A 24,762-nucleotide genomic window follows, 5' to 3' on the forward strand; every position below is an offset into this window, starting at 1 on the left:
GCAAGCCCATTATAGCAGCACCTCGGCTACCAGAAAGCCAACATAGGTTCCCAAGCCGGTTCCGAGAGATCCAATGACAATCGAAGGCAAAAGCAGGTCTTCTCTGTTCAAACTTTTGGCAAGTGCCATTGCTGAAGAAGGCCCTCCTACATTAGCCTGAGAGGCAATGGCCACGACATTCCAATCCTGCCGAAGCAGTCCACCACCTACACCAAAAATAACCAGACCATGCACTGTCACAATAATCAACGTAAAAAGACCAATGTAAATCGCCAGCTCACCTATTCCTTTGAGGGCGGCCAACTCACAAAAAGCCCCAATAACAGCCAAAAACAAATACACTGTGAACAGGCCAAGCAGACGACTGCCCTGCAATTCTCTGATAACTTTGAACTGTGCCAGCAAAAGAGCTATAGTTGTTACTATCAGAATGGAGGGAAAATTCCATCCATAGGCCTCATTCAACGCCGTAGTCAGCCAGTCAGCAAGCAGCAAAGTTCCGCCACCCAATGCCATTAGTACCGCCAAAGACCAGATAGAAACCATTTCCCTTTCTTCAGGTAGTTTCTCTTCAATGTCTCTGACCGAGGCACGGGTGCCCACCCTCTTCCATATTCTTCCAAGCAGGCGTGGTAAAAGCAAGGTAGCCACCATCCATGTCGCAGTAAGGATATTGTCAACTGCAACAGTTCCTGCATATAAACCACCCTCTTTCATTACTCCATAATGCAAAGCAATCGCATTGAAATTGAGGCTTCCCCCTATATAAGTGCCGGTCATCATGCCCGCAAGCGCCTTATAATGCTCTCCAAAAACCAACGGCCCGTTCACGATCCAAATGGCCATCAGCGCTCCCAGGCTTGTGCCAACAGCCCCCAGAAGAAACATGCTGAGCATGGGCAGGCCAGCCTTTTTCAAATCAACCAATCTTACATCCAGTAGCAAAAAGAACACAGAAAGTGGGGCGATAAAGGTGAAAATACCTTCGTAAACAACCGACGATTCAGTAGCGGACGGAATGATTCCCAAATTAGCCACAACTGCAGTAAGGATAATAACAAGCAGCGTGGTACCCAGGTGTTTGAGGAAAGTATGGTTTTCAAGCCATTCACTGATCAGTATGTTGACGACAAGGACGGTAAGCACCCACAAAGGATTTGACATGCAGAGTTGATTTATTGCACCAAAAAGAAAAGTAGCAGAAACTGACCTGAAATGAAACACTTTATTGTGCTGGTCACTGACCAAATAAAAGCAACAGCAATGAGCATTTTTATGCAGCGCATCTCTAATAACTTCATAAAACGCTTAATCTTCCTGGTGTCATAAAAGCGAAAAGGCTCCCTATTGGGACGCCTGAAGAAAAAAGCATATTCGTATGCCACCACCAACCCTGCCGCCGATTTCGGGCCGGGATAATTCTGATTACAGTCTGTGGTTGTTATATTGGGGGTCGACCTAACCCAAAAGTCAACCTTCATTATGGAAAACAGCATTAATTACCTTCCCCTGTTTATAATCATGGTAGTAGCCTGGCTGGTGCCAATGGCATTGACCTGGGGGCGGGTGACCAAAATCCCGGCGGTCATTGTTGAGATCATTGTGGGCGTTATCATTGGCCCCTACGTGCTTGACTGGATTGAAGAAACTCCCTACATGCGGTTTCTTGCTTACTCGGGCTTTCTATTCCTGATATTTCTTTCCGGGCTCGAAATCGACCTTGGAGAAATCTACCGTTCGCTCCCAAAAAAAATTAGAAAAATCGATTTGGTGAGCAATTCAATGTTGCTGGCCATCACCATCTACACGGGATCGCTCTTGTTCGCCGTACCATTTTCCTGGCTTCTGCATTTTTTCTTCGGCACCGACATCGTTTTCTTCTCCCTGCTTCTTCCTACAGTAGCACTAAGCGTTATTGTCCCTATTATTAAAGCCGACGGCGAGCTCAGTCGAAAATTTGGAAAAATCATCTTGATGGTCGGGGCCATTGCCACCATCATGAGCATTATTCTGATTTCAATTTATTCAGGAATTTTGAAGAATGGGTTTGAATCTGAGCTCCTTCTTTTCTTGGTCATCTTTGTGGTTTTCTTCGTTGCTTACAAAGCCGGAAGATGGCTGATTGGAATACGCACCTTTCAAAAATTGCTTTACACCCTTGAACACGCCGCTTCCCAAATCAGAATTCGTGGTACCGTTGCCCTGCTGCTGTCATTTGTGGTGGTGGCCTACCTTATCAAAACAGAACTGGTATTGGGCGCCTTCTTTGCAGGCTCTCTCCTCTCAATGTTTTTGAACAAGCAGCGATCCGCCCTCATGTTTAAGCTTGACGGCATGAGCTATGGGTTTTTTATTCCCATTTTCTTTGTGATGGTGGGTGTCAATCTCGACATATCTGCCCTTAGCGAGTTTCAAAGGTCAATCCCATTAACCTTGTCCATTTTGGCCGGCTTCTTTATCACTCAGGTGTTGCCAGCCTTTGCCATGGCAAAAATATTTGGGTGGAAAAAGGCACTTTCAGGTGGTCTGCTGTTGTCATCGAGAATGGGGCTGAGCATAGCCACTGCTCAAATAGGGCTCTCGCTTGGCGTAATCAGCCAATCTACAAACTCAGGCATAGTAGCCGCTTCTATCCTTGCATCCGTGTTGGCACCAATGCTCTATAAGTTGCTGCACAGCGAGGGCGAAGTCAATTTCAATTTGTATTTGTTTGGCGGCAGCAAGGCAAGTCTTCTGCTGGCCGAGCGCTTGAAACTGCATGGACTGAACCTCTTTACAGTGGTAACAACCGCAGAAGATGTAGATACCTTAAAGGAAAAAGGAATTCAGGCAGCCTATGTACCTAATCTGGACACCTATTACCTGCGCAAGCTGAAGATAAGACCCACCGACCAGGTTGTTGTTTTAACCGATTCATTTGCCATGAACAAAAACCTGGCTTTGTATCTGGAGCAAGAACTAAATCACAAAAAAGTCATTACGCTTACAAAGGACAAGCACTCGCCACTCTTCGGTGAGACTTCGGGAGTGAAGCTGGTGAACATTGAAGACACGCTTGCCAGCCATGTGGAGAACCTGATCATGAGGCCGGACTCATACGAAGCCTTTTCGGAAAGTTTTGGGTTGTACAGGGTGGAAGAGATCCTTATGAGCAATTCGGAACACGACCGAGAAAAAGTAAAAAGAATAGCCTTCCCTCCCTCGGGGTCTCTGGTGATGTTCCGTCGAAACAATGAGATTTTCATTCCGCATGGGGACACACAGTTATTGTTGGGCGACGTAATTACCGTGATTGGCAACACCCATGCGCTGGAAGAATTTCGTAAAAAATTGGAATAATCGATATCGATATATATAAATTGGAGCGATGAAATTAACCCGTCGGCGCATAGGCTCCATAGCTTTCTTTATTCTTTGTTTTATTATCCCGAAATGGGCGCAAGCACAAATATCTTTCGATACTCAACGCTCATTCTTTATTGAAATTCCGTTCGATACATCGGGTGTTTTTGAAGGCCAGGAAAAGCCCTTCGGAGGCATTTCTGCTATTACCTATTCGGGGCACGAAAGTGACTACTATCTACTGTCCGATGGCCTTCCAGCCCGGTACTACACATTTACCATTGACCCTATAAAAGGCCAGCGCATCGTTTACAAAGACTTACACTATCTGGCGGAAAGCCAAATTCGTGGTGAAGGAATGGCGCTGGCGGGATCCAGGATGTTTGTATCCGACGAGAGGGATATTGACAATGTGGAAAAGACGCTTGTTTGGCAAACCGACGCTTCAGGAAAACTCCAAAACATCAAAGACCTGCCTGCCAAATACTATGGGGAAATGTACGACAATAGCGGCTTTGAGGGGCTTACCATCAGCCCCGATCACAAGAAGCTTTTTCTTGCTATGGAAAGGGCACTGCCAACGAGTGGCTGCAGGAGTATCTTGCCAATTCTTGAGTACTCACTGGGAGATCATAGCACCAAAACATACTGGTATCGAATGCAATGGGATACCAAGGGAAATGGCATTAGCTCTTTGGTGGCCCTAAGCGACTATGAATTGCTGGTGATAGAGCGGGACTACCTGAAAGCAGAGGATCGAAATGAGGTAAATATTTACAAGATTACGTTGATCGAGCCGTCCAACAACAACGACTCCGACTGTCCGCAGTCAGGAGATCCGGTGCTGGTGCCTGAAAAAATATTCTCCTTCACCCAGGATCTGAAGCTGGGTGGCCAACCTTACAAAGTGAACAATATTGAGGGCGCTACATTCACCCCCGATGGCCAATACTTGTTGCTGGTTTCGGACAACAACTTCGGGAACAAGGGCAACGGCACGCCTACTCAGCTGGTAGCTCTGAAGGTGGCTAAGTTGTAGCTTTCATCCTCTTCCTTACTCGTCAACCCTGTTCAACACTGAATCCGGGAAGTAGCGGTTAGTAAGGGCCACCATTTCGTCACCTTTCACAAACATGCTAATGTTGATTTCCTCAGTGTGCTTGCAGCCGCAGGCCCCTAACAATTCGAGTACCGCCTCAATTGTATTGTGATGAAAATTATAGACTCTTTCAGCTTTGTCGCTCACCACAAGGCCTTTCACCAACTCCCCATCCTGGGTGGCCACTCCGGTGGGGCAATCGTTCGTATTACAACGCAGCGCCTGAATGCAACCGATGCTGAACATAAACGCCCTGGCAGAATTGCAGATATCTGCTCCAAGCGCTTTCATCCGCAGAATCGAAAAAGCTGTCAGCACCTTGCCGCTGGCAATCACCCTGACCTCTTCTCTCAGCCCGAACTTTTTCAATGTGCTGTGCACAAATATCAGTGCAGGCTCAAGCGGAATGCCCACTGAGTCGGAGAACTCAAGCGGAGCTGCTCCCGTCCCGCCTTCTGCACCATCAACGGTGATGAAATCGGGCCAAACACCTTCTTCCTTCATTTCCTTGCATAGTTCAATGAACTCTTCAGTCCGGCCCACGCAAAGCTTGAAGCCAATAGGTTTTCCGCCTGAAAGCTCCCGTAGCTCAGCAATAAAATGAACCAGTCCTTTGGCATTGCTAAATTTCTTATGGCTAGGGGGTGAAATAATAGTGGTGTGCGGCTTCACTCCTCTGATCTTTGCAATCTCCTCGGTATTCTTTGATCCGGGCAACACTCCACCATGCCCAGGCTTGGCACCTTGCGAAAGCTTGATCTCGATCATTTTCACCTGAGGAGTAGCAGCCTTCTTCTTGAATTCGTCCGGGTCAAAGTCTCCATCGTGTGTGCGACAACCAAAGTACCCTGTTCCTATCTGCCAGGTGATGTCGCCTCCGCCCTCAAGGTGATAGTGAGAAAGACCACCCTCTCCTGTATTGTGATAGAAGTTGCCCTTTTTAGCGCCCTTGTTCAGAGCAAGGATGGCGTTCTTGCTCAGCGACCCGAAGCTCATCGCTGAGATATTGAGCACCGAAGCACTATAGGGTTGTTTGCAAAATTTGCTTCCAATATCTACCCTCGGAAATTCCTTCACAGGCTCTGTGGCATATATCGAGTGCCTGATGCCTTCGTAGTTCTCATCGTTGATGTTCAGCTGAGTACCAAATGGATGGGTGGCGTTAACATTTTTGGCCCTGCGATACACCAGCGCACGGTGATTGCGGCTAAATGGCTTTCCATCAGTTGACTTCTCAATGAAATACTGCTGAATTTCAGGAGAGATAAGCTCAAACAAGTAGCGAAAATACCCCAGGATAGGAAAGTTGCGAAGAATGGTGTGGCTCTTCTGAATCCGATTCATGAGTCCCACAAAAATCAGAGGACCAATCACAATGAAAGCCCACAACATAGGGGGCCAGAAGTAGCTAACAATGCCAATAAAAAGAACAGAGATAACAATGGACCTGTAGAAAAGGTGTCTCATACTGACTAGGGTTGGTAGTAAATTCTTAAAGATTGAAATCTTTAGGGAGATTTCACGGAGCTAGCCAAATAATATTTCAAAAATTGTGGTTTCCCACATTAATCCGGCAGCATCCTATGGCGAGGATGCTGCCGGGGGGCAATTACTTTGCAGCCGCAATGATCTTATCGAGATGGCTGTTGAACTTGTCAAGCGTTGCAGCCAAAGTGATTATCTCTTCCTGAGCTTCTGCCCACTCCTCTTGCTCTATAGCTTCTCTCACACCAGGAAGCGTTTTTACGCCATATCCTGTGTAAAAACCTGGCGCATAAATCTCGTGCTTAAACCAATCTCTTCTGGGCAGTCCGCTCTCATCAATTAATGTTCTCTCCGAGCGATAGAGTAACTCATTAACTTTTGCCCAATTGGCAGGTGCTATGCTTCCCGCTTTGAGCAAGCCTTCCACAGTAGCGGCCTTTTCTTTCAGTGTTGCAAGTGAGGTTTGCAGGGGGCTGAAGTTAAGGTAAGGCACTTCTTTAGGTGGCAGAGGCTTGTAGTTAGGCTGTTTGGGATCGGCGGCCAGGTCGTAATAATTTGCCTTCAGCATACCGTTAATTTTGTCTGCTTTCTCCCTCATTTGCTCGGGCAGCTTCATCACCTCATCGGCATAGGTAGCGACGGTGCTGTAGAAATGATCGAACTCAAAAGGAAGAATATCAGCATTGGCAAGCCTCATGGTCAAGCGGCCGCAAACTTGCGCCAGCACTACACCGTACACCATCCCGGGGTCCTGGAACCTCGAATAGTGGTCATACGAATCGTAAATAGAATGATATTCTCCGCCGCCGCTTTCACCGCCAAAGCCAACGTTGAGTGACGCAATGCCTAAATGCTGAATAAACGGCGTGAAGTCGGAGCCTGATCCTAATGCGCTTATTTGAAACCCTTTGTGGTCAGGGTTGCCTGAGTTCACAATGTCAAATGCCTTTCTTCTCTCTGCCAGCGTCACTCCCTTTTGCGGGTCGGTGACAGAAGCGGCCACCTCTCCTACCAGCTCTTCGAGCGTATGAGAACCACCCGCAAAGAGGAACCCTCTCCCATTACCGTCTGTATTGATATAGGCAACCGCCTTTTCCTTCAGCTCTGCAGCATGATCTTCAGCCCATTCAGTTGAACCGATTAAGCCCGGTTCTTCGGCATCCCAGCCGCAATAAACCAGCGTTCTTTTGGGTTTCCATCCTGTTTTGGTCAGCTCAGCAACAGCCCTGGCCTCTTCCATCAACGCCACCATACCACTGACTGGGTCGGCAGCACCATTTACCCACGCATCGTGGTGGTTGCCACGAATCACCCACTGATCGGGAAATTCGCTGCCCTTCATTTTGGCAATTACATTGTAGGCCGGCTTGATATCCCAGTTGAATTCAAGTTTCAGGTGAACCTTTGCCGGGCCCGGACCTATGTGATACGTGATTGGCAGGCCACCTCTCCAGGAAGCCGGCGCTACAGGGCCTCCCAGGGCATCCAGCAGCGGCTTTGCATCACCATATGAGATCGGAATCACGGGAATTTTAGTCAATGTAGGCGCCGTCTTGATATCGAGCCTTTTTGCGTCTTTCGTTGCACCGACTCCTGGCGTCAAAGGGTCTCCTGGGTACAGCGGCATATCCATGACTGAACCACGCTGAGCACCATGCTCGCTTCTGTAAGGCCCTTCAGGGTACACATCGCCTTGAACATAGCCATCGTCAGCCGGGTCAGAATAGATGATACAGCCAATAGCTCCTTTTTCGGCCGCCAGCTTCGGTTTGATGCCCCTCCATGAGCCATAGTATTTGGCTATCACAATCTTGCCCTTTACATCTATACCGGCTTTCTCAAGCTCTTCGTAATCGGCTGGCACGCCGTAGTTGACATAGACCAGCTCGGCAGTCACATCGCCGTCGGCAGAGTAGGCATTGTACACTGGCAATTGCTCCTTAGTCTGCCCGGAAGTGGCATCTTCTTTCAGCGCTGGCTCCACAAGCCCCGCTTTGAAACGAGTAGGCCCAGTCATTTCCAGTAGCCTCACCCTGGGGGTGGGGAACAGCACATCGTAGCTCACCACCTCAGCATCGTAGCCCCACGATTTAAACATCGCAGCCATAAAATCGGCATTGTCCTTATCAAAGGGCGACCCCACGTGGTGAGGCCTCGATGACATGCGTTTTAACCACTGATCGAGGTTTTCAGCCTTCAATTGCTGATCAAATTTTTTCTCCAGTTCCAGCTCAGAAGCCGGATCTTTGAAGCCCATAATGGCTTTGTCTTGCGCAAAGGCGCCTGTCATCGACACGCCCAGAGCCACAAGGGATAAAAAAGTAGTAAGTCTCCTCATTCGTTTTTTTTCTTTAATATAGAAAGAAAATAACCTGAGAAAGCCGCCTTGTACAATGAAGGAAATATTGCTTGAAGAGTGGCAGGTTAAGAATCCATACTGTTCTAAATTAAGCGTACATATCCCATCGATCTGATCGTATTGTTGATCCTCACCTCCCCTTAGATTATTACTTAACAAGGGGAATTATTCCTGCTTCGTCTCGGTATTCTAACAAAGCATTCATTATTTAGTTATTCACATAAACCGTTAACAAAATATTCAAATGGCTAGAATTACATTGGGTGGAAATCCATGCACCACTATTGGCGAACTTCCTGTAGTAGGGTCTTCAGCACCAAATTTTAAATTGGTAAAAGCAGATATGTCGGAGGCATCTTTGTCTGACTTCAAAGGAAAGAAAGTGATCCTTAATATCTTCCCCAGCGTAGATACCAGGGTTTGTGCCACCTCGATCAGAAAGTTCAACAAAGAAGCATCATCATTCGACAATACAGTCGTTTTGTGTATTAGCAAAGACTTGCCATTTGCCGCCAAGAGGTTTTGTGGCGCTGAGGGGCTGGACAACGTCATCACGCTGTCTAACTTCAGAGACGGCAACGCTTTCGGCAAAGCCTATGGAGTAGAAATAATCGACGGCCGGTTCCAGGGGCTCGACGCAAGAGCTGTCGTGGTGATAGACGAAACAGGCAGGGTAGCCCATACTGAACTTGTGCCAGAAATCGGTCAGGAGCCAGATTACGAAGGTGCGCTGAAGGCGATTTAAACTATTGGAGACCAGAATGGTCATAAAAAAGGCACCAGAGATAATTCTCCGGTGCCTTTTTATATGAGCTTTTTGACTCCTTATAGCTCCAAAGCATTGTTCATATTGCGAACAGCTGCTGCGCTGGCCTCAAACTTGGTCTTTTCTTCAGCGTTGAGCTTGAAGTCAACTACTTTCTCCCATCCGTTTTTGCCAATGATCACAGGCACACCTACGCAGATATCTTTTTGACCATATTCGCCATCCAGATACACGGAAGCGCTCATTAATTTTTTCTGGTCACGCACAATGGCCTCGATCACAGCTGCTCCCGAGGCTCCCGGAGCGTACCATGCCGAAGTACCCAGTAGGCCAGTCAATGTGGCACCACCCACCATCGTAGCTTTCGACACTTCTTCAAGCTTCTCTGCCGACAGATAGTTGGATACAGGAGTTGAATTATAAGTGGCCAGGCGAGTCAAAGGAATCATGGTGGTATCGCCATGTCCGCCAACTACAACACCCTGCACGTCATTAGCATTGCAGTTAAGCGCTTCAGCCAACCTGTAACGGAAACGGGCACTGTCCAACGTACCACCCATACCAATGATGCGATTCTTAGGTATACCGCTTGTTTTAACAGCAAGATAGGTCATCGTATCCATAGGGTTGCTGATCACCACAATGATAGCCTCTGGAGAGTGCTTGAGTACATTTTCAGTTACTGACTTAACAATGCCAGCGTTGGTGCCGATCAACTCTTCACGGGTCATGCCTGGCTTTCTTGGGATACCTGACGTGATCACTACTACTTTCGATCCGGCTGTTTTGCTATAGTCACCAGTAGTACCAATGATTCTCGAGTTGAATCCATTGAGGGTTGCACATTGGTTGAGATCCATTGCCTTGCCTTCTGCAAAGCCTTCCTTGATATCGAGGATCACAATTTCGTCAGCCAGTTCTTTCATGGCTGCGTATTCAGCTACACTGGCCCCCACGTTTCCAGCGCCAACAACGGTAATTTTCATATGTCTATTTTTTTAGGAGTTGAACCATTTAATAATCGGGACAAAGCTATAAAATACAAGCTATTATTCGAACAAGCTTTTGACTAATTGACCTGCCCGGTAGCCAACAAATATGTGCGGCAAATATTTAGCGCCTTTTGTAGGCCAGGCTCAGGTCAAAAAAGCCGAAGTGATTTCGGTAAGACTTCACAAGGTTAGCAGAATAGGCATTGTAAATCTCAGCAAATGAGGTCATCACCTTAGCCCTGATCACCGTGTTATCATTCATGATCTGCAATAAGTTTACTTGCGGAATCACATAAAGTTCGGCATTGTCGCTCACTACAACGGAGGTGAAAATTCTGGTGGCATTTTCAATCACAGTATTGTCTCCAAACGCATCTCCTGGATAGATCCGTGACAGCTCCTCGAATTTATCCTTCACGTCGATGTTCAGCGCTATCTCCCCACTCTTAATGATGTAAAGGGCATGGCTGGGGTCTCCCCTAAAAAAAACAGCTTCCTCATTTTTATACTGCCTCAGGTACAGGTAAGGCACAAACAAGGCCATCTCCTCATAGCTCAATCTTTCGAACAGCCTCACTTTTTGTAAAAAGCCAAAAAGGTTGAGTTCCTCTGAGTTATAAGACTTTCTAAATGGATTCAATATGCTCTTTAACATACACTTAGTTTGTACACCCTGCTTGTGGCAGCAGTAATCTTACATCGGTCATCAATTCTTTTGCCAACCACCCAGACCACTTCGCCGCCGGACAACAGGACATATACCCTGCTTTTCAAGTTTACTGGAATTTTGGCATCAATCATAAAATCGCTGATCTTTTTTTGGCCGCTCATACCCAGTGGCACAAAGCTGTCTCCTTCTCTCCAGCGCCGAAGCTCCAGAGGAAACCGCAGGCAGTCGGCATCCAGCAAAGCTACACCCTCCGACCGATCAATGGCGACTGGCATTGCCAACGTTTGGCAGCTAAGCTTTCCGAACTGAAATACCACCTCCTTGTCATTTGCGTCAACAAAGATCGGCTCTTCACCTTCGTCCTCACCTGTCCTGCTTATGATAAGCCGACCCCGGTCCAGGTTGATCTGATGGGTATCGGTGAAAAAAAGTTTGCCGGAAGTGCCTTCTCCAATACTCGCTTCCAATTGCTTGAAAGACTTGTAGGGCAGCGAGGTTTTAGCCTTCAGGTACTCATAGAGGTAAAACATCAAATGCTCTCCGGCTCCCTTCAGTGCTACTTCGGTGTAACCTTCCTTTTCCACCACATGGCTGGCCTGCCAGACTTCAAGTCCACCCTTGATGGCAGCGTCAGTGGTCCAAAGCCTGACCAGCGTGTCCTTCAGAGTAGCCCCGAGAGAAGGATTTAGTTCTTCCAACACCGGCACTACACGGTGTCGCAGCTTGTTTCGCTCGTAGTCATCTTTGGCATTCGAGGCATCCTCTCTCCACTTCAGGGCCAGTGCACCGGCTATTTCTCTTATTTCTTCGCCCGTAAATGCCAGCATAGGCCTTACAAAATGGTCCCTGGCCGGTGTGATACCAGAAAGCCCCCGAAAACCAGTCCCATGTGTGAGGTTGAGCAAAATGGTTTCCAGCGCATCATTGACGTGGTGTGCCGTGGCAATTTTGGCATTACCTTGTTGCGCACTTAGTGTTGAAAAATATCCGTACCTAAGCTCCCTGGCCGCCATTTGAATCGACAGGCCGTTTTCCTCTGCAAAAGCTATGGTATCAAAAGAGGTCGAAAAAAATTGCACCTTCCATTCATTGGCCAATTGCTTTACAAAGGCCTCGTCGCCATCGGAAGCTTCGCCTCTCAACTTAAAGTTGCAGTGCACAACACCGAAAGGCTGTCCAAGCGCCACCATTAACCTCCCCATCACCACCGAATCTACTCCTCCACTGATCGCCAGCAAAATCTTTTCCTTTGCACCAAAAAGACCATGCTTCCCGATAAAAATTCTTAATTCATGGAGTTTTTTTTCGATATCCATACCGCATTTGATGGCCCTGCCGTTTAAGCAGCTAGAGGAACTTTACGCAAGTAAAGGTTCTTTCTCTATTTTTGCCACGGACTAACAAAAACAATGAGGCAATTCTCTTTTCAAATACTCATACCCCTTCTCTTCCTGCTGGGTATCTCGCATCTCGCCCAGGCGCAGCGCAAGGAGAAGCTTAAGTACAAGGCAGAGCATGGCATGGTGGTGAGAGACAAAGCTGGCTCTTATGAAAAGCTGTGGGAAAATGTGACCTTCTCACAGAAAAACACCATCATCTACTGCGACTCAGCGGTGATGCTAAAATCCGGCAACTCCATGGAGGCTTTTGGGCACGTAAGAATTGTTGACAACGATACAGTGACCATTACCGGCAACAAGCTCTTTTACGACGGTAACACCAGAAAGGCGCAGATGCGGGAAAATGTGGTGTATACCAGCGGCGAGAACAGGCTTTACACCGACTTTCTGGACTACGAACTGGACACCCGAGTGGCCAACTACTTTAATAATGGTAAGCTGGTAGATTTGAATAACACACTTTCAAGCCGCCGGGGCTATTTCTATGGCTTTGAAGACCGGGCCACTTTCTACGGCAAGGTCGAGCTGTTAAGCCCGGAGTACACATTACATTCCGACACACTGAGGTACAATACCATTACCAAAATTGCCATCACCGATGGGCGTACGGAAATCATCACCTCCGACAGCACCATGCTGTATTCGAAAGGTGGTGAGTTCAAAACCATTCCCGAGCAGTCTTCATTTATCAAAGGACAAATAGACACCAGAGACTATATTCTGGAGGGAGACGAGCTGTTTTTTGACGACATCAACAAGTACTACACGGCCACTGGTAATGTGAAAATGACAGCAAAAAACAATGATGTCATCATCACTGGCGAAAAGGGAGTTTACTGGAGAAACAAAGGATTATCAAAAGTATTCGGCAACCCAGTCATGAAAAAAATGATGCAGGCGGACACCTTTTACCTGGCTGCTGACACACTTATTTCTATAGAAGATAATGTTGACTCCCTGAAGAGAATACTGGCTTACAACCATGTGAGAATGTTCAGGTCTAATTTGCAGGGGAAAGCTGATTCGCTTGCCTACTTTATTGCCGATTCTGTTATCACTTATTATTTCGATCCGGTGTTGTGGAATTTCAAAAACCAAATAGAGTCTGACACGATCAGTTTGTATTTGAAAAACAACGTGGTTGACGAAATGTACATGCAAAAAGATGCATTCATTGTCTCGCAAGACACCCTCAAGCAGTTTAACCAGGTAAAGGGCAGGAACATGAGGGCTTACTTTGCCGATAATGCTATCAAGAGAGTGGATGTAAACGGCAACGGAGAGAGCATATACTTTGTGCTGAGCGATGGCGACAGTTTGCTGATGGGCATGAACCGGATATTGTGCAGTAACATCACCATGCGGTTCAAAGGAAATGAGCTGAACAATATTTCGTTCTATATGAAACCGGAGGCCACTTTTTACCCTCCTCACGAGATCACGCCTGAACTCACAAAGCTGGGTGGGTTTGCCTGGCGGGCAAGTGAGCGGCCAACACTCCAGCAGGTGCTTAGCCCTGTTCCTCCGGAAGAAGTCGCAACCGATAGTTTGGGCAATCCGATCAAGAAACCTTCTCTTTCAAAACCTGTCCAAAAAAGTGGATTGAGTGCAACTTCCGGTGCTGCCAAAGGTGCGGCGGGAGGTTCACCAAATAAAGCAAGCGGCACCCTACCCTCTAAAACGGCCGTTCCAACAAAAAAACCCAACCTTAACGGCACATCTGGTGTCAAAAAGAAAGAAAACAGCCAACAATAGATTGGTAATTAGCTGACCATCACTTAATTTTGCGAGCTTATGTTCAAAACCCGGCTTTTAGTAACGCTTTTATACCTTTCTATAGGTTTCATCACGGTTTCTTGCAGCGAATTTCGAAAAATCCAGAAGAGCACTGACTGGAAAAGGAAATATGATGCTGCCATGAAATATTACGAGGAGGAGGAATACTACAAAGCCAATGTGCTTTTTGAAGATATCATTCCTATCATTAAAGGAACCAAAGAAGCTGAGTTGGCGGAATACTACTATGCGTATTCCTACTATTATCAGAAGCAATACATATTAAGCTCCCACTACTTCAAAACCTTTGCCACCACCTACGCCAGGAGTGAGCATGCCATGGAAGCGCAGTATATGAATGCCTACTCGCTGTACCTTGAGTCGCCGGTAACCGACCTTGACCAAAGCAGCACCTATGAGGCTATTGCCTCTATGCAAACGTTCATCAACAAGTATCCGTACAGCGAATACAAAGATAAATCGCAGCAGATCATAGATGACCTTCAGTTGAAATTAGAGAAGAAGGCTTTCGACAATGCACGCCTGTACTACCAACTAAGGAGGTACAAAGCAGCGGTGGTTGCATTCAATAACTTTGAAGTAGATTTTCCTGATTCTGAGTTTAATGAAGAGGGGTCGTTTCTTCGTATTAAATGTCAGTTCGAATATGCTCAGCAAAGTATCCCGAGCAAGCAGGAGGAACGATACAGAGAAACAATTGTTTATTATCAGAAATTTATAGACAAGTTTACAGAGGGTAAATTTGTACGTCAGGCCCAGGACATGTACACAATCAGCCTGGAGCAGGTACGTGAATTATCAAGTATTTCAAGTAACTAAGATATGGCAGTTAACAAAACAAATTCGCAGGCATCGATTATCACTCGTGATAATGCACAACTGGCTAAGCCTACAGGCAATATTTATGAGTCTGTAGTAATAGTTGGCAAGAGAGCCAGACAACTTTCTGCAGAAATGAAAGAGGAGCTTAGCAACAAGCTAGCCGAATTCGCTTCTACAGTAGACAACCTGGAGGAAATTTTCGAGAACAGAGAGCAGATCGAAATCTCTAAGTTCTACGAGAAAATGCCTAAGCCAACCATCGTGGCAACGGACGAATTCCTCGAAGGAAAGCTTTATTTCAGAAGAAACGAAGAAGAGGAAACAGCTTAATTAGCTTTTCCTTCAACCAAATTCATTTCGAATAACCTGAAAAGCGTTAATTTGAAAGTGAAGCGGCTGAAAGTGACCTTTGGTTATGAATTTGGCCGCTTCATAGTTTTTCAATTACATTAACATGCTTCAAGGTAAAAAAATCCTTCTGGGTGTTTGTGGCAGCATTGCCGCTTATAAATCGGCTCTTCTTACCCGTTTACTCGTTAAACAAGGCACAGAGGTGCAGGTACTTCTCACAGCCGACGCCAAAAATTTCATCACTCCCCTTACGCTTTCCACGCTTTCCAAAAAGCCAGTTTACTCTGACTTCTTTCACTCTACCGACGGTACCTGGAACAACCATGTAGAGCTTGGCCTATGGGCCGACGCCATGGTAATAGCGCCAGCAAGTGCCAATACGCTGGCAAAAATGGCCAATGGCATTTGCGATAACCTGCTGCTGGCCACTTATCTCTCTGCCCGCTGCCCTGTGTTCTTTGCCCCTGCCATGGATCTCGACATGTACAGGCACCCATCCACCACCGCCAATATCGACTCGCTGCTCTCTTACGGCAATAAGCTTATCAACGCCGAAGATGGGGAGCTCGCCAGTGGCCTGAGCGGAGTAGGCAGAATGGCGGAACCCGAGCACATTGTGCATCACCTCGAAGAGCATTTCACCAAAGCGCAGCGCCTGGCAGGAAAAAAGGTGCTCATCACGGCTGGCCCAACACATGAAGCCATCGATCCCGTTCGTTTCATTGGAAACCATTCAACCGGCAAAATGGGATTCGCATTGGCTGAGCGATTTGCCAGTCAGGGAGCTACTGTGCAACTAGTAAGCGGCCCCTCTACGCTTTCTACGACTCATGCGGCCATTCATGTGACGAAAGTTCGTTCAGCCGAGGAAATGCTGACAGCCTGCGTGGCAAAGTTTGACGATGTTGACATCGCCGTGTTTGCTGCCGCAGTGGCCGACTACCGCCCCGATACACCTGCACAGGAAAAAATTAAGAAGAGCGACAACACGCTCACGTTGCACCTGGTAAAGAACCCAGACATTGCCGCCACACTCGGTAAAAAGAAGAAAAAGCAATTTACCGTCGGATTTGCATTGGAGACGACCAACGAAATAGCCTATGCAAAGGATAAACTGCACAAGAAAAACTTCAATCTCATCGTTCTTAATTCGTTGAAAGACCAGGGAGCGGGATTTGCCCACGATACAAATAAGATTACTATCTTAGACCATGATGGAAGCAGCACATTTGACCTTAAATCTAAACAGGAAGTGGCCAATGACATTGTTGACGTGGTTTGCAAAAAAATGGGCTTATAGCCTGGCAATAGCATTCGCTTTGTGTGCAACAGTGAGTGCCAATGCCCAGGAGCTCAACTGCAAAGTGACCGTGAACGCCCAGCAGGTGCAAACCACAGAGCGCCGTATTTTTTCTGATATGGAGCAGGCATTTACCCAATTCTTCAACACCCGTAAATGGACCAACGACGTTTACAAGCAAGAAGAGCGGATCAACTGCAACATCATCATCAACATGGAGGAAATGCCCTCCGTTGGCAACTTCAAGGCGGCTGTTCAGGTGCTGTCGGCCCGGCCTGTGTATAATTCGGGGTATGAATCGCTTGTTTTCAACTTTGCTGACAGGGACTGGCAGTTTGACTACACTGAATCGCAGCCGCTGCAGTTCAATGAAAATGCCTTCACCAGCAATATCACATCGATGCTGGCCTACTATGCCTACATCATCCTGGGCATGGACTACGACACATACTCAAAAATGGGAGGCACTCCTTATTTTGAAAAGGCCTTTTTGATTGTTAACAATGCCCAGCAGTCGGGTGCTGTTGGTTGGGATCAGTTTGGAAACAACAGGAACCGATATTGGCTCACAGAAAACCTGATGAACGCTGCCATGATCCCCCTGCGTGAAGCAGCATACGACTACCACTTGAAAGGTCTCGACCTGTTTCAGGAAAAGCCAAACGAGTCCCGGGTGGCGATGCTCGAGACACTAAAAAAAATCCAACAAGTAAAAGCCGTAAGGCCGAACAGCATTTACCCCATCGCTTTCATGGATGCCAAACTGGATGAGCTGGTAAATATCTATTCACAGGGAGATAGATCAGTTCGCCAGCAAGCCTACGACATCCTGACCAAACTCGACCCGGGAGAAAACGACAAACTTCAGGCAATCATCAAGAATTAAGGGCTTGAAATGAGCGATTCTTTTAAAGAATTCTCCTACCATCTCGGCATTCAAAACATTTAAACTTATATTTTTGACTTCCTTAACCTTAGGACTTCGGGAAGTAACCGGCAACTATGTTAAAACACCTGCTCATTAAAAACTATGCACTCATTGAACACCTGGAGATGACACCATCGTCCAGGCTGAACATGATTACAGGTGAAACTGGCGCAGGTAAGTCCATTATGCTGGGTGCTGTTGGCTTGCTGCTGGGCAACCGGGCAGATACGAAGTCGCTCTACAACGAAAATGAGAAGTGCGTAGTAGAAGGCTCTTTTGATGTTTCTGCCTATAAGTTGGCCCCGCTTTTTGAGGAGAACGAGCTTGATTATGAAGCAGTAACACTGATCCGAAGGGAAATTAGCCCGTCAGGTAAATCGAGAGCCTTTGTGAACGACACACCGGTTACGCTGGATGTGCTCAAGTCGCTGGGCGATCATTTGATGGATATCCATTCGCAGCACGACACGTTATTGCTGGCCTCCAATAAGTTTCAGCTGGGCGTGATTGACGCCTATGCCGGCAGCCAGCCGTTGATAGATAGCTACGTTGGCTTTTTCAAAAGCTTCAGGAAGAAAAAGAAAGCTTACGACCAATTAGTGACTGAAAGCACTGAGTTGCAAAAGGAAGCGGAGTACAACTTGTTCCTTTACACCGAGCTTGAAAAGGCAGCCCTGAAAGCAGACGAGCAGCAACAATTGGAAGATGAGCTCGCCACTTTGGAGCACGCCGAAGAAATTAAGCTAAGGCTCAATGAAAGCCTGCAGTTGCTTAGCGAGGCAGAATTCTCTATTGAAAGCCAACTGGCGCAGGTGATGCATGCCCTCTCTGCTGCTGGTAAGTTCTCAGGAAAAATCAATGCCCTCAGAGAGCGGCTGGAAAGCGCTGTTATTGAGCTACAGGACATTGGCGAGGAAATAAAAAAAGAAGACGATCAGATTGAGTACGATCCTGAGAGAATACAATTGACAAAAGAGCGGGTTGATTTGATCAACCAGCTCCAGCAGAAGCACAGAGTGGCCTCTATTGAAGAGCTACTCGTCATTCAGCAAAACCTTGAAGCCAAGGTGAGACTTGTCCAAAACATGGACGACACACTGACGGATGCCAAAAACGAGCTTGATGAAGCGGAAAAGGAATTGGCGTTGGCGGCGACTAAATTGAGCGAGCATAGAAAGACTGCTTTTGCCAGTTTCTCGAAGGCAGTAGTAGAGATAGTAAGAGAGCTCGGCATGCCTTTGGGATCTTTCGAGGTCAGCCACAAGGTGGTGGCTCCAACAGAGTCAGGGGTGGATGAAATTGGCTTCCTTTTCAGCGCCAACAAGGGCATTACGCCAAGGGAACTCAAGGACGTAGCCTCTGGAGGTGAATTTTCACGGCTCATGTTTGCTATCAAATACATCCTCACAGACAAAACAGCTTTACCTACCATCATCTTCGACGAGATTGACACGGGTATATCCGGTGAGATCGCCAACAAGATGGTAGGGATGATGAAAACCATGGCCATGAAGCACCAGGTAATTTCTATTAGTCACCTGCCCCAGTTTGCAGCCAAAGGCGATGCCCATTATTTTGTTTACAAAGACAATAGCAGCGACAAGGCTGTGAGTAAAGTAAAACTGCTCGCAGAGGAAGAGAGGGTGAATGAAATCGCCAAGATGATTGCCGGTGCCTCCCCTACTGCGTCTGCGCTACAGAATGCACGGGAACTGCTACAACAGGATTGAGTTAAATTTTTCTATTTTTGCCCATATTACATTCGCTTAAAACAAGAACTATGGCTTATAATCTATTAAAAGGAAAAAGAGGAATCATTTCTGGCGCATTGGATGAGAACTCCATTGCCTGGCACGTGGCTGAAAAAGCCCACGCCGAAGGTGCAACTTTCACACTAACGAATGCACCAATTGCCATGAGAATGGGCAAAATAAACGACCTGGCCAAGGCCTGCAATGCTGAAATCATTCCTGCCGATGCCACATCTGTGGAAGAACTGGAAAACCTTTTCAGTAAGTCGACAGAGATATTGGGTGGAAAAATTGACTTTGTGCTGCACTCTATCGGTATGTCTCCAAACATCCGCAAAGGGAAGTCGTACGGTGAGTTGAACTACGACTGGTTCCAGAAGTCTATTGATATTTCTGCTCTTTCCTTTCATAAAATGATGCACGTGGCTGAGAAGCAGGACGCACTGAACGAGTGGGCGTCTATTGTTGGCTTGTCCTACATAGCTGCACAGCGCACCTATCCTTTTTACACCGATATGGCCGACGCCAAAGCTGTGCTGGAATCCATTGCCAGAGGATACGGATACAGACTGGGCAAAGCGAAGAACGTGAGGGTGAATACGATCTCTCAGTCACCTACAAAAACGACAGCCGGGTCAGGTATCGATGGTTTCCAGAGCTTCTATGACTTTGCTGACAAGCAGTCGCCATTGGGCAACGCTCCAGCGGGCGCATGTGCCGACTATTGCATCTCGCTTTTCTCAGACCTTACCCGCATGGTAACGATGCAGAACCTCTACCATGATGGTGGATACTCCAGCACTGGTATCTCTGAAGAGGTGATTGAAATGTTCAATAAGTAATTGAAATAGCATTGTGTATACGGAACGTCATGCCTGCGAAAGCAGGCATCTCCGTTTTAACACCTTAATATTGCGAAATTGACTCCTTTGAAAGTAAGTTGGAACCTACCTTAAGATAGCAGAGTATCAGTGATCACCTTCCCCAATGCCAAAATTAACCTGGGACTTCAGATCCTTCGCAAGAGGTCTGATGGCTATCACGACATTTCCAGCCTCTTCCTGCCCATTCCGCTGCAGGATGTGTTAGAAATAGTTGAAGCTAAGTCACAGTCATTTACATCGTCTGGTTTGCCAATTCCAGGTAGCAGCGACGACAATCTTTGCCTGAAAGCCTATCAGTTACTTCAAAAGGATTTCCAACTCCCTCCCATCAGCATACACCTCCACAAAGCCATTCCCATGGGCGCTGGCCTTGGCGGCGGCTCCGCCGACGGCGCTTTTATGCTGGTGATGCTCAATAAAAAGTTCGGACTGGGACTGAGCAACACTCAGCTGGAAGACTACGCAGCTCAGCTGGGTAGTGACTGCCCTTTCTTTGTAAAAAATGAAGCGGCAATTGCTTCCCGAAGAGGTACCGAGCTCAGTAGCTTTCCTGTCAACTTAAAGGGGAATTATCTCCTGCTGGTGTTTCCTGGCATTCACATTGGCACCCGTGAAGCCTACGCCGGTGTAAAGCCCAACGATCAGCAAAAAACCATTACTGAAATCCTGTCCGTGCCTGTCTCCTCATGGAAGGATATGCTGATAAATGACTTTGAGCAATCTGTTTTCCCCAACCACCCCTCTCTGGGGGAAATAAAGGAAAAGCTTTATGCCGACGGGGCGGTGTATGCAAGCATGACGGGATCTGGCTCAACGATGTATGGGATTTTCGAAGGAAAGCCAAAGCTGAAACTGGCAAATGAAATGAATAGCTGGGCAACTATGCTCTGATCACCTCAGCACATCCGTCTCCAGCGCCTTTCTTTGATAGTACTTGTTGATCCAGGGATAAATCAACACTGAAGACAAAATAATCAACGTCCCGATATAAAATCCCGGTTTCATTTTCTCCTGCTCTCCGAAAATCAATAATGCCAGAATGATGCCGTAAATAGGTTCCAGGTTGACCGCCAAATTGACGGCAAAAGCTGGGATCCTCTTCATCAGCTTCACCGACTCGGAATAGGCATACACCGTGCAGGCGAGCGCCAATATGATCAGCCAAAGCAAGTCATACCCCCGCAGCCCAAGTTGAACGCCGTCAGAAAAGTAAGCTCCATAGATCGGGAAGAACAAACCAATGCTTACTGCGGCTCCAATCATCTCATAAAACGTCACAGTAAAATGGTAATGCCTTTGTGTAAACTGAGAATTGATGACAGTGAAAACAGCGGCGAGGAATGCCGAGACAATGGCAACGAAAAGGCCCCAGGCATACTTGAACTCCACATTGAAAATAATAACGATGCCCACTATCGCCATCAGCCCCAGCACAACTTCAAAGCCCTTCACACGCTTTTTGGTCATAAGGGGTTCCAAAAGGCTAGTCCACAGCGAAATGGTGGCAATTCCAGCCAGGCAAACAGAGATATTGGAAAGCCGGGCGGCAGCAAAGAAAAGAATCCAGTGCACGCCGATAATAACGCCCGTCGCCAGTGTTTTAACTATGTCCCGGGTGCCGATAGTGAAGCTTTTTTTTCCGACTAACAGCATGACGCCCAGTGCGATTGCTGAAATGAATGTGCGGTAAAAAACCAGCTCCACCGACGGCATGCTGACAAGCATTCCCAGTATGGCGGTGAAGCCCCACAAGAAAACAATGAAATGAAGCTGCAAATAGTCTTTGGTGTACTGGCTCGTCATCGGGGAAGTGTGAAATACATGAGCCCGCCGATAGTACCAAACACGATATTAGGCAGCCACACTGCCAGAATAGGATCCATCGATCCAGCCTCGGCCACTGCCCGTGAAAAAGTGTAAAAAATGATGTAAAGAAAGGCCAGCGCAAAGCCCAAAGCGATGAGATAGCCTGTGCCTCCTCTCGACTTGCGTGCCGAAACAATCACTCCTATAAAAGTGAGGATGATGACAGCGAACGGCTGCATATAGCGAATGTACTTCTCAATCTTATAAATCACTACGTCTTCGGCTCCCCTGGCTGTTTGTAGCTGAATGTGCTCCTCCAACTCATTCATGTTCATCGTTTCCTGGCGGCCGTAGTTGTTTGCAAAGTCAGCCGGCGACAGACTTAAAGTCGTGTCAAGTTGAGTGCCAGCCGTTATTTTCTCCTCAAAACCATCAATCTCCCGAAGCTGCCAGTTAATTACCTTCCACTTATGAGTTGTGGAGTCCCAGTCCATTCGGTTGGCTACCAGTTTGGCTTTCATCTGATCCCCCTCTATCTTCTCCAGCGTTACTTTGTAGGCCACGTCCGAGCTGTTATTATAGCTCTGCAGGTACAGGTAGGTGTCATCTCCTACCTTCATGTGAATATCCCTTTCAACAAAATAAAAAGCCTTTTTCACATAGGCCACCTCGAATCCAATCCTGAATTTATTGGCATTGGGAATAATATAGCCGTTGAAAAAGAAAGTGAGTATGGCAACAAGAACAGCGCCTATAGCATAGGGCACAAGCATGCGTTTGAAGCTGATGCCGCTGGCCAGAATAGCAATTATTTCTGTTCGGGCGGCCATATTGGCGGTAATGAACACCGTGGCTATGAAGACAGTGATGGGGGTGATTAAGCTGGCGAAAAAAGGAAAAACAGTGAGGTAGTATTTGAAAATAATGAGCGCATCCAGACCATTCTTAATGAACTTATCATTCTTTTCAGTGAAGTCGATTACGCAGATGACAGACACAAGCATTACCATCACAAAGAAGAATGTGACCAGGAATTTCTTGAGAATGTATTTGTCGATCAGCTTCATTTCACTACAAGCGGTGGCTTACCTTCTTCACCATAACATCTTTCCAGCTGGTAAAAGTACCGTCAATGATTTTTTCCCTTGCGGTATTAACCAACCAAAGATAAAAAGTAAGATTGTGAACAGTAGCTATTTGCGCTCCCAACATTTCCTTGCTCATGATGAGGTGACGCAGATATGCCCGGGAATAGAAAGTGCTGGCATATCCACCAACCGTTGCATCAATAGGCGAAAAATCATCCTTCCATTTCTCATTCTTAATATTAATAATCCCCTCAGAAGTAAACAGCATGCCGTTTCTGGCGTTTCTGGTAGGCATCACGCAGTCGAACATATCAACTCCCAAAGCGATGCACTCCAGAATGTTGGCTGGCGTGCCTACTCCCATCAGATAACGGGGTTTGTCGGCAGGTAGTATATTACAAACAAGGTCTGTCATTTCGTACATAAACTCGGCAGGCTCCCCCACCGACAGCCCACCAATGGCATTGCCATCCATGCCTCTGGAAGCGATGTACTCTGCTGAAATCGTACGGAGCTCTTTATCCACACTGCCTTGAACTATGGGAAACAGCGCCTGCTCGTGCCCGTAAAGCGGTTCTGTTGTTTTCAGGTGGTTGATACACCTGTCCAGCCAGCGGTGTGTCATCTCCATCGACTTTTTCGCATAGTCCAGCTCGCAGGGAAACGGAGGGCACTCGTCAAAAGCCATGATAATGTCAGCGCCAATGGTGCGCTGTATGTCCATGACATTTTCAGGAGTGAAAAGATGATTTGAGCCGTCGATGTGCGATTTAAACTTAACGCCTTCTTCTGTGATTTTGCGTTGATCGGCCAGTGAATAAACCTGATACCCTCCGCTATCGGTAAGGATCGGGCCCGTCCAGCCATTGAAGCCATGGAGCCCACCGGCAGGTTTTAAAATATCCAGACCTGGCCTGAGATAAAGATGATAGGTATTGCCAAGGATGATCTGGGCCTTGATGTCCTCCTTCAACTCCCGCTGGTGCACGCCCTTTACGGAGCCCGCTGTGCCTACCGGCATGAAGATGGGGGTCTGAATCTCACCGTGCCCTGTGCTTAGGTGTCCGGCCCTTGCTTTCGATCCTTTATCTGTGGCTTGAAGTTTAAATTGCATTCCTTTTTAAAAACAGGTGCAAAAATAGCGTAATAATTGGCAATCGTCAGCTTATCTTCACGAAACGTATCTTTGACACTGAGCATGACCATCCAAACCTACGCCACCTACGAAGAGCTCTCCCGCAAGACCGCTGACCTCATCATTGAAAGCGTAAAAGACAAACCCAATCCTCTCGTCTGCCTGGCCTCCGGCCATACGCCGATTGGCGTATTCAAATGCCTGGTAAAAGATGTGAAAGCTGGTATATTAGACGTCTCTAACTGGACTTTCATTGGGCTCGACGAGTGGAACGGCATGAACGGTTCCACCAAAGGCTCTTGCCGGCAAATGATGGATGAAGACCTGTTTGAGCCACTGAACATTCCCGAAAAGCAAATTGTTTTTTTTGACGGCACCCAACCCAACGTGCAGGCGCAATGTGATGAGGTGAATGAGCTGATTCACCAACACGGAGGCTTGGATGTGATGCTGGTAGGAATAGGCCTCAATGGCCACATTGGCATGAATGAGCCGGGCACGACCTTCGACACTTTTGCCCACATTAGCCAACTGGCAGAGGAAACCATTTCGGTGGGACAAAAATACTTTCCTGGAGAAACGAAACTCTCCACTGGCATCACCATGGGATTGAAGCATTTTCAGGAAGCCAAGCTGCCCATTATTATGGCGAATGGAGAAAAAAAAGCGGGCATTATAGCTAAAGTAGCCGCCTCGCAACCAATCGAAACTCTGCCTGCCAGCATTGTGCATGTGACTCCGCAGGCATATATAATGGTCGACAACGAAGCAGGCAGCTTGCTTTAAC

The 24,762-nt window shown here is 47.1% G+C and carries 21 protein-coding genes; 12 read left to right on the top strand and 9 right to left on the bottom strand.

Annotated elements, in window-relative coordinates:
- Positions 1-9 precede the first annotated feature (9 nt).
- A complete protein-coding gene (locus ACMVP2_RS00370) occupies positions 10-1,164 on the bottom strand; it encodes a DUF819 domain-containing protein (protein WP_339793739.1) in 1,155 nt (384 codons plus the stop codon).
- A 318-nt stretch (positions 1,165-1,482) separates the two neighbouring features.
- Here ACMVP2_RS00370 and ACMVP2_RS00375 point away from each other — a divergent pair, with 318 nt between their 5' ends.
- The gene (locus ACMVP2_RS00375) at positions 1,483-3,339 is read left to right on the top strand and encodes a cation:proton antiporter (protein WP_416866246.1); all 1,857 of its coding nucleotides are present in this window, start codon (positions 1,483-1,485) and stop codon (positions 3,337-3,339) included.
- Positions 3,340-3,367: 28 nt separating this feature from the next.
- Positions 3,368-4,381 carry an esterase-like activity of phytase family protein gene (locus tag ACMVP2_RS00380; RefSeq protein ID WP_416866247.1) on the top strand — a complete coding sequence of 338 codons (1,014 nt, stop codon included), beginning with the start codon at positions 3,368-3,370 and terminating at the stop codon, positions 4,379-4,381.
- A 15-nt stretch (positions 4,382-4,396) separates the two neighbouring features.
- On the opposite strand, the gene ACMVP2_RS00385 is transcribed toward ACMVP2_RS00380, so the two are convergent.
- Both ACMVP2_RS00385 and ACMVP2_RS00390 read right to left on the bottom strand, forming a co-directional pair.
- Positions 4,397-5,908, bottom strand: coding sequence for an FMN-binding glutamate synthase family protein (locus ACMVP2_RS00385; protein WP_339795314.1), 1,512 nt, complete (start codon positions 5,906-5,908; stop codon positions 4,397-4,399).
- 142 nt (positions 5,909-6,050) lie between these two features.
- Positions 6,051-8,264, bottom strand: coding sequence for a M28 family metallopeptidase (locus tag ACMVP2_RS00390; RefSeq protein WP_416866248.1), 2,214 nt, complete (start codon positions 8,262-8,264; stop codon positions 6,051-6,053).
- A gap of 265 nt (positions 8,265-8,529) precedes the next feature.
- Here ACMVP2_RS00390 and tpx point away from each other — a divergent pair, with 265 nt between their 5' ends.
- Positions 8,530-9,030 (top strand): thiol peroxidase, encoded by a 501-nt coding sequence (gene tpx / locus ACMVP2_RS00395; RefSeq protein ID WP_339795420.1) that lies wholly within the window; start codon positions 8,530-8,532, stop codon positions 9,028-9,030.
- Positions 9,031-9,110: 80 nt separating this feature from the next.
- On the opposite strand, the gene mdh is transcribed toward tpx, so the two are convergent.
- From mdh to tilS, 3 genes are all read right to left on the bottom strand, one after another.
- Positions 9,111-10,037 carry a malate dehydrogenase gene (mdh, locus tag ACMVP2_RS00400; RefSeq protein ID WP_317487062.1) on the bottom strand — a complete coding sequence of 309 codons (927 nt, stop codon included), beginning with the start codon at positions 10,035-10,037 and terminating at the stop codon, positions 9,111-9,113.
- A gap of 127 nt (positions 10,038-10,164) precedes the next feature.
- Positions 10,165-10,698 (bottom strand): cyclic nucleotide-binding domain-containing protein, encoded by a 534-nt coding sequence (locus ACMVP2_RS00405; RefSeq protein WP_317487063.1) that lies wholly within the window; start codon positions 10,696-10,698, stop codon positions 10,165-10,167.
- Positions 10,692-12,029 (bottom strand): tRNA lysidine(34) synthetase TilS, encoded by a 1,338-nt coding sequence (tilS, locus tag ACMVP2_RS00410; protein ID WP_416866249.1) that lies wholly within the window; start codon positions 12,027-12,029, stop codon positions 10,692-10,694. The genes ACMVP2_RS00405 and tilS overlap by 7 nt, the downstream gene beginning before the upstream one ends.
- Positions 12,030-12,122: 93 nt before the next feature.
- Between tilS and ACMVP2_RS00415 the strand changes: the two genes are divergently transcribed.
- The 8 genes from ACMVP2_RS00415 to ispE all read left to right on the top strand — a co-directional run bounded on the left by ACMVP2_RS00415 (position 12,123) and on the right by ispE (position 20,837).
- Positions 12,123-13,868 carry an OstA-like protein gene (locus ACMVP2_RS00415; protein WP_416866250.1) on the top strand — a complete coding sequence of 582 codons (1,746 nt, stop codon included), beginning with the start codon at positions 12,123-12,125 and terminating at the stop codon, positions 13,866-13,868.
- Positions 13,869-13,907: 39 nt separating this feature from the next.
- Entirely contained in the window at positions 13,908-14,729 is an 822-nt protein-coding gene (locus ACMVP2_RS00420) for an outer membrane protein assembly factor BamD (RefSeq protein WP_317487066.1), read from the top strand.
- A 3-nt stretch (positions 14,730-14,732) separates the two neighbouring features.
- Positions 14,733-15,062 (top strand): DNA-directed RNA polymerase subunit omega, encoded by a 330-nt coding sequence (locus ACMVP2_RS00425; RefSeq protein WP_151997485.1) that lies wholly within the window; start codon positions 14,733-14,735, stop codon positions 15,060-15,062.
- A 124-nt stretch (positions 15,063-15,186) separates the two neighbouring features.
- Entirely contained in the window at positions 15,187-16,383 is a 1,197-nt protein-coding gene (gene coaBC, locus ACMVP2_RS00430; protein ID WP_416866251.1) for a bifunctional phosphopantothenoylcysteine decarboxylase/phosphopantothenate--cysteine ligase CoaBC, read from the top strand.
- Positions 16,343-17,269, top strand: coding sequence for a DUF4835 family protein (locus ACMVP2_RS00435; protein WP_416866252.1), 927 nt, complete (start codon positions 16,343-16,345; stop codon positions 17,267-17,269). Before coaBC ends, ACMVP2_RS00435 begins: the two co-directional genes overlap by 41 nt.
- A gap of 116 nt (positions 17,270-17,385) precedes the next feature.
- Complete coding sequence (recN, locus tag ACMVP2_RS00440; RefSeq protein WP_416866253.1) at positions 17,386-19,041, top strand: DNA repair protein RecN; 1,656 nt, start codon at positions 17,386-17,388, stop codon at positions 19,039-19,041.
- 50 nt (positions 19,042-19,091) lie between these two features.
- Positions 19,092-19,904, top strand: a complete 813-nt coding sequence (locus ACMVP2_RS00445; RefSeq protein ID WP_151997489.1) for an enoyl-ACP reductase FabI — start codon at positions 19,092-19,094, stop codon at positions 19,902-19,904.
- A gap of 129 nt (positions 19,905-20,033) precedes the next feature.
- Entirely contained in the window at positions 20,034-20,837 is an 804-nt protein-coding gene (gene ispE / locus ACMVP2_RS00450; RefSeq protein ID WP_416866254.1) for a 4-(cytidine 5'-diphospho)-2-C-methyl-D-erythritol kinase, read from the top strand.
- Here ispE and ACMVP2_RS00455 read toward each other — a convergent pair whose 3' ends face one another.
- From ACMVP2_RS00455 to tgt, 3 genes are read right to left on the bottom strand one after another with little or no spacing between them, the layout of a single operon-like run.
- A complete protein-coding gene (locus tag ACMVP2_RS00455) occupies positions 20,838-21,749 on the bottom strand; it encodes a DMT family transporter (protein ID WP_416866255.1) in 912 nt (303 codons plus the stop codon).
- Entirely contained in the window at positions 21,746-22,819 is a 1,074-nt protein-coding gene (locus ACMVP2_RS00460) for an LptF/LptG family permease (protein ID WP_416866256.1), read from the bottom strand. The genes ACMVP2_RS00455 and ACMVP2_RS00460 overlap by 4 nt, the downstream gene beginning before the upstream one ends.
- Before the next feature lie 4 nt (positions 22,820-22,823).
- The gene (tgt, locus tag ACMVP2_RS00465; RefSeq protein WP_416866257.1) at positions 22,824-23,954 is read right to left on the bottom strand and encodes a tRNA guanosine(34) transglycosylase Tgt; all 1,131 of its coding nucleotides are present in this window, start codon (positions 23,952-23,954) and stop codon (positions 22,824-22,826) included.
- Positions 23,955-24,026: 72 nt separating this feature from the next.
- Between tgt and ACMVP2_RS00470 the strand changes: the two genes are divergently transcribed.
- Entirely contained in the window at positions 24,027-24,761 is a 735-nt protein-coding gene (locus ACMVP2_RS00470; RefSeq protein WP_416866258.1) for a glucosamine-6-phosphate deaminase, read from the top strand.
- The last annotated feature ends 1 nt before the right edge of the window (position 24,762 follow it).

The organism is Imperialibacter sp., assembly GCF_048007035.1.
GTDB lineage: Bacteria > Bacteroidota > Bacteroidia > Cytophagales > Cyclobacteriaceae > Imperialibacter.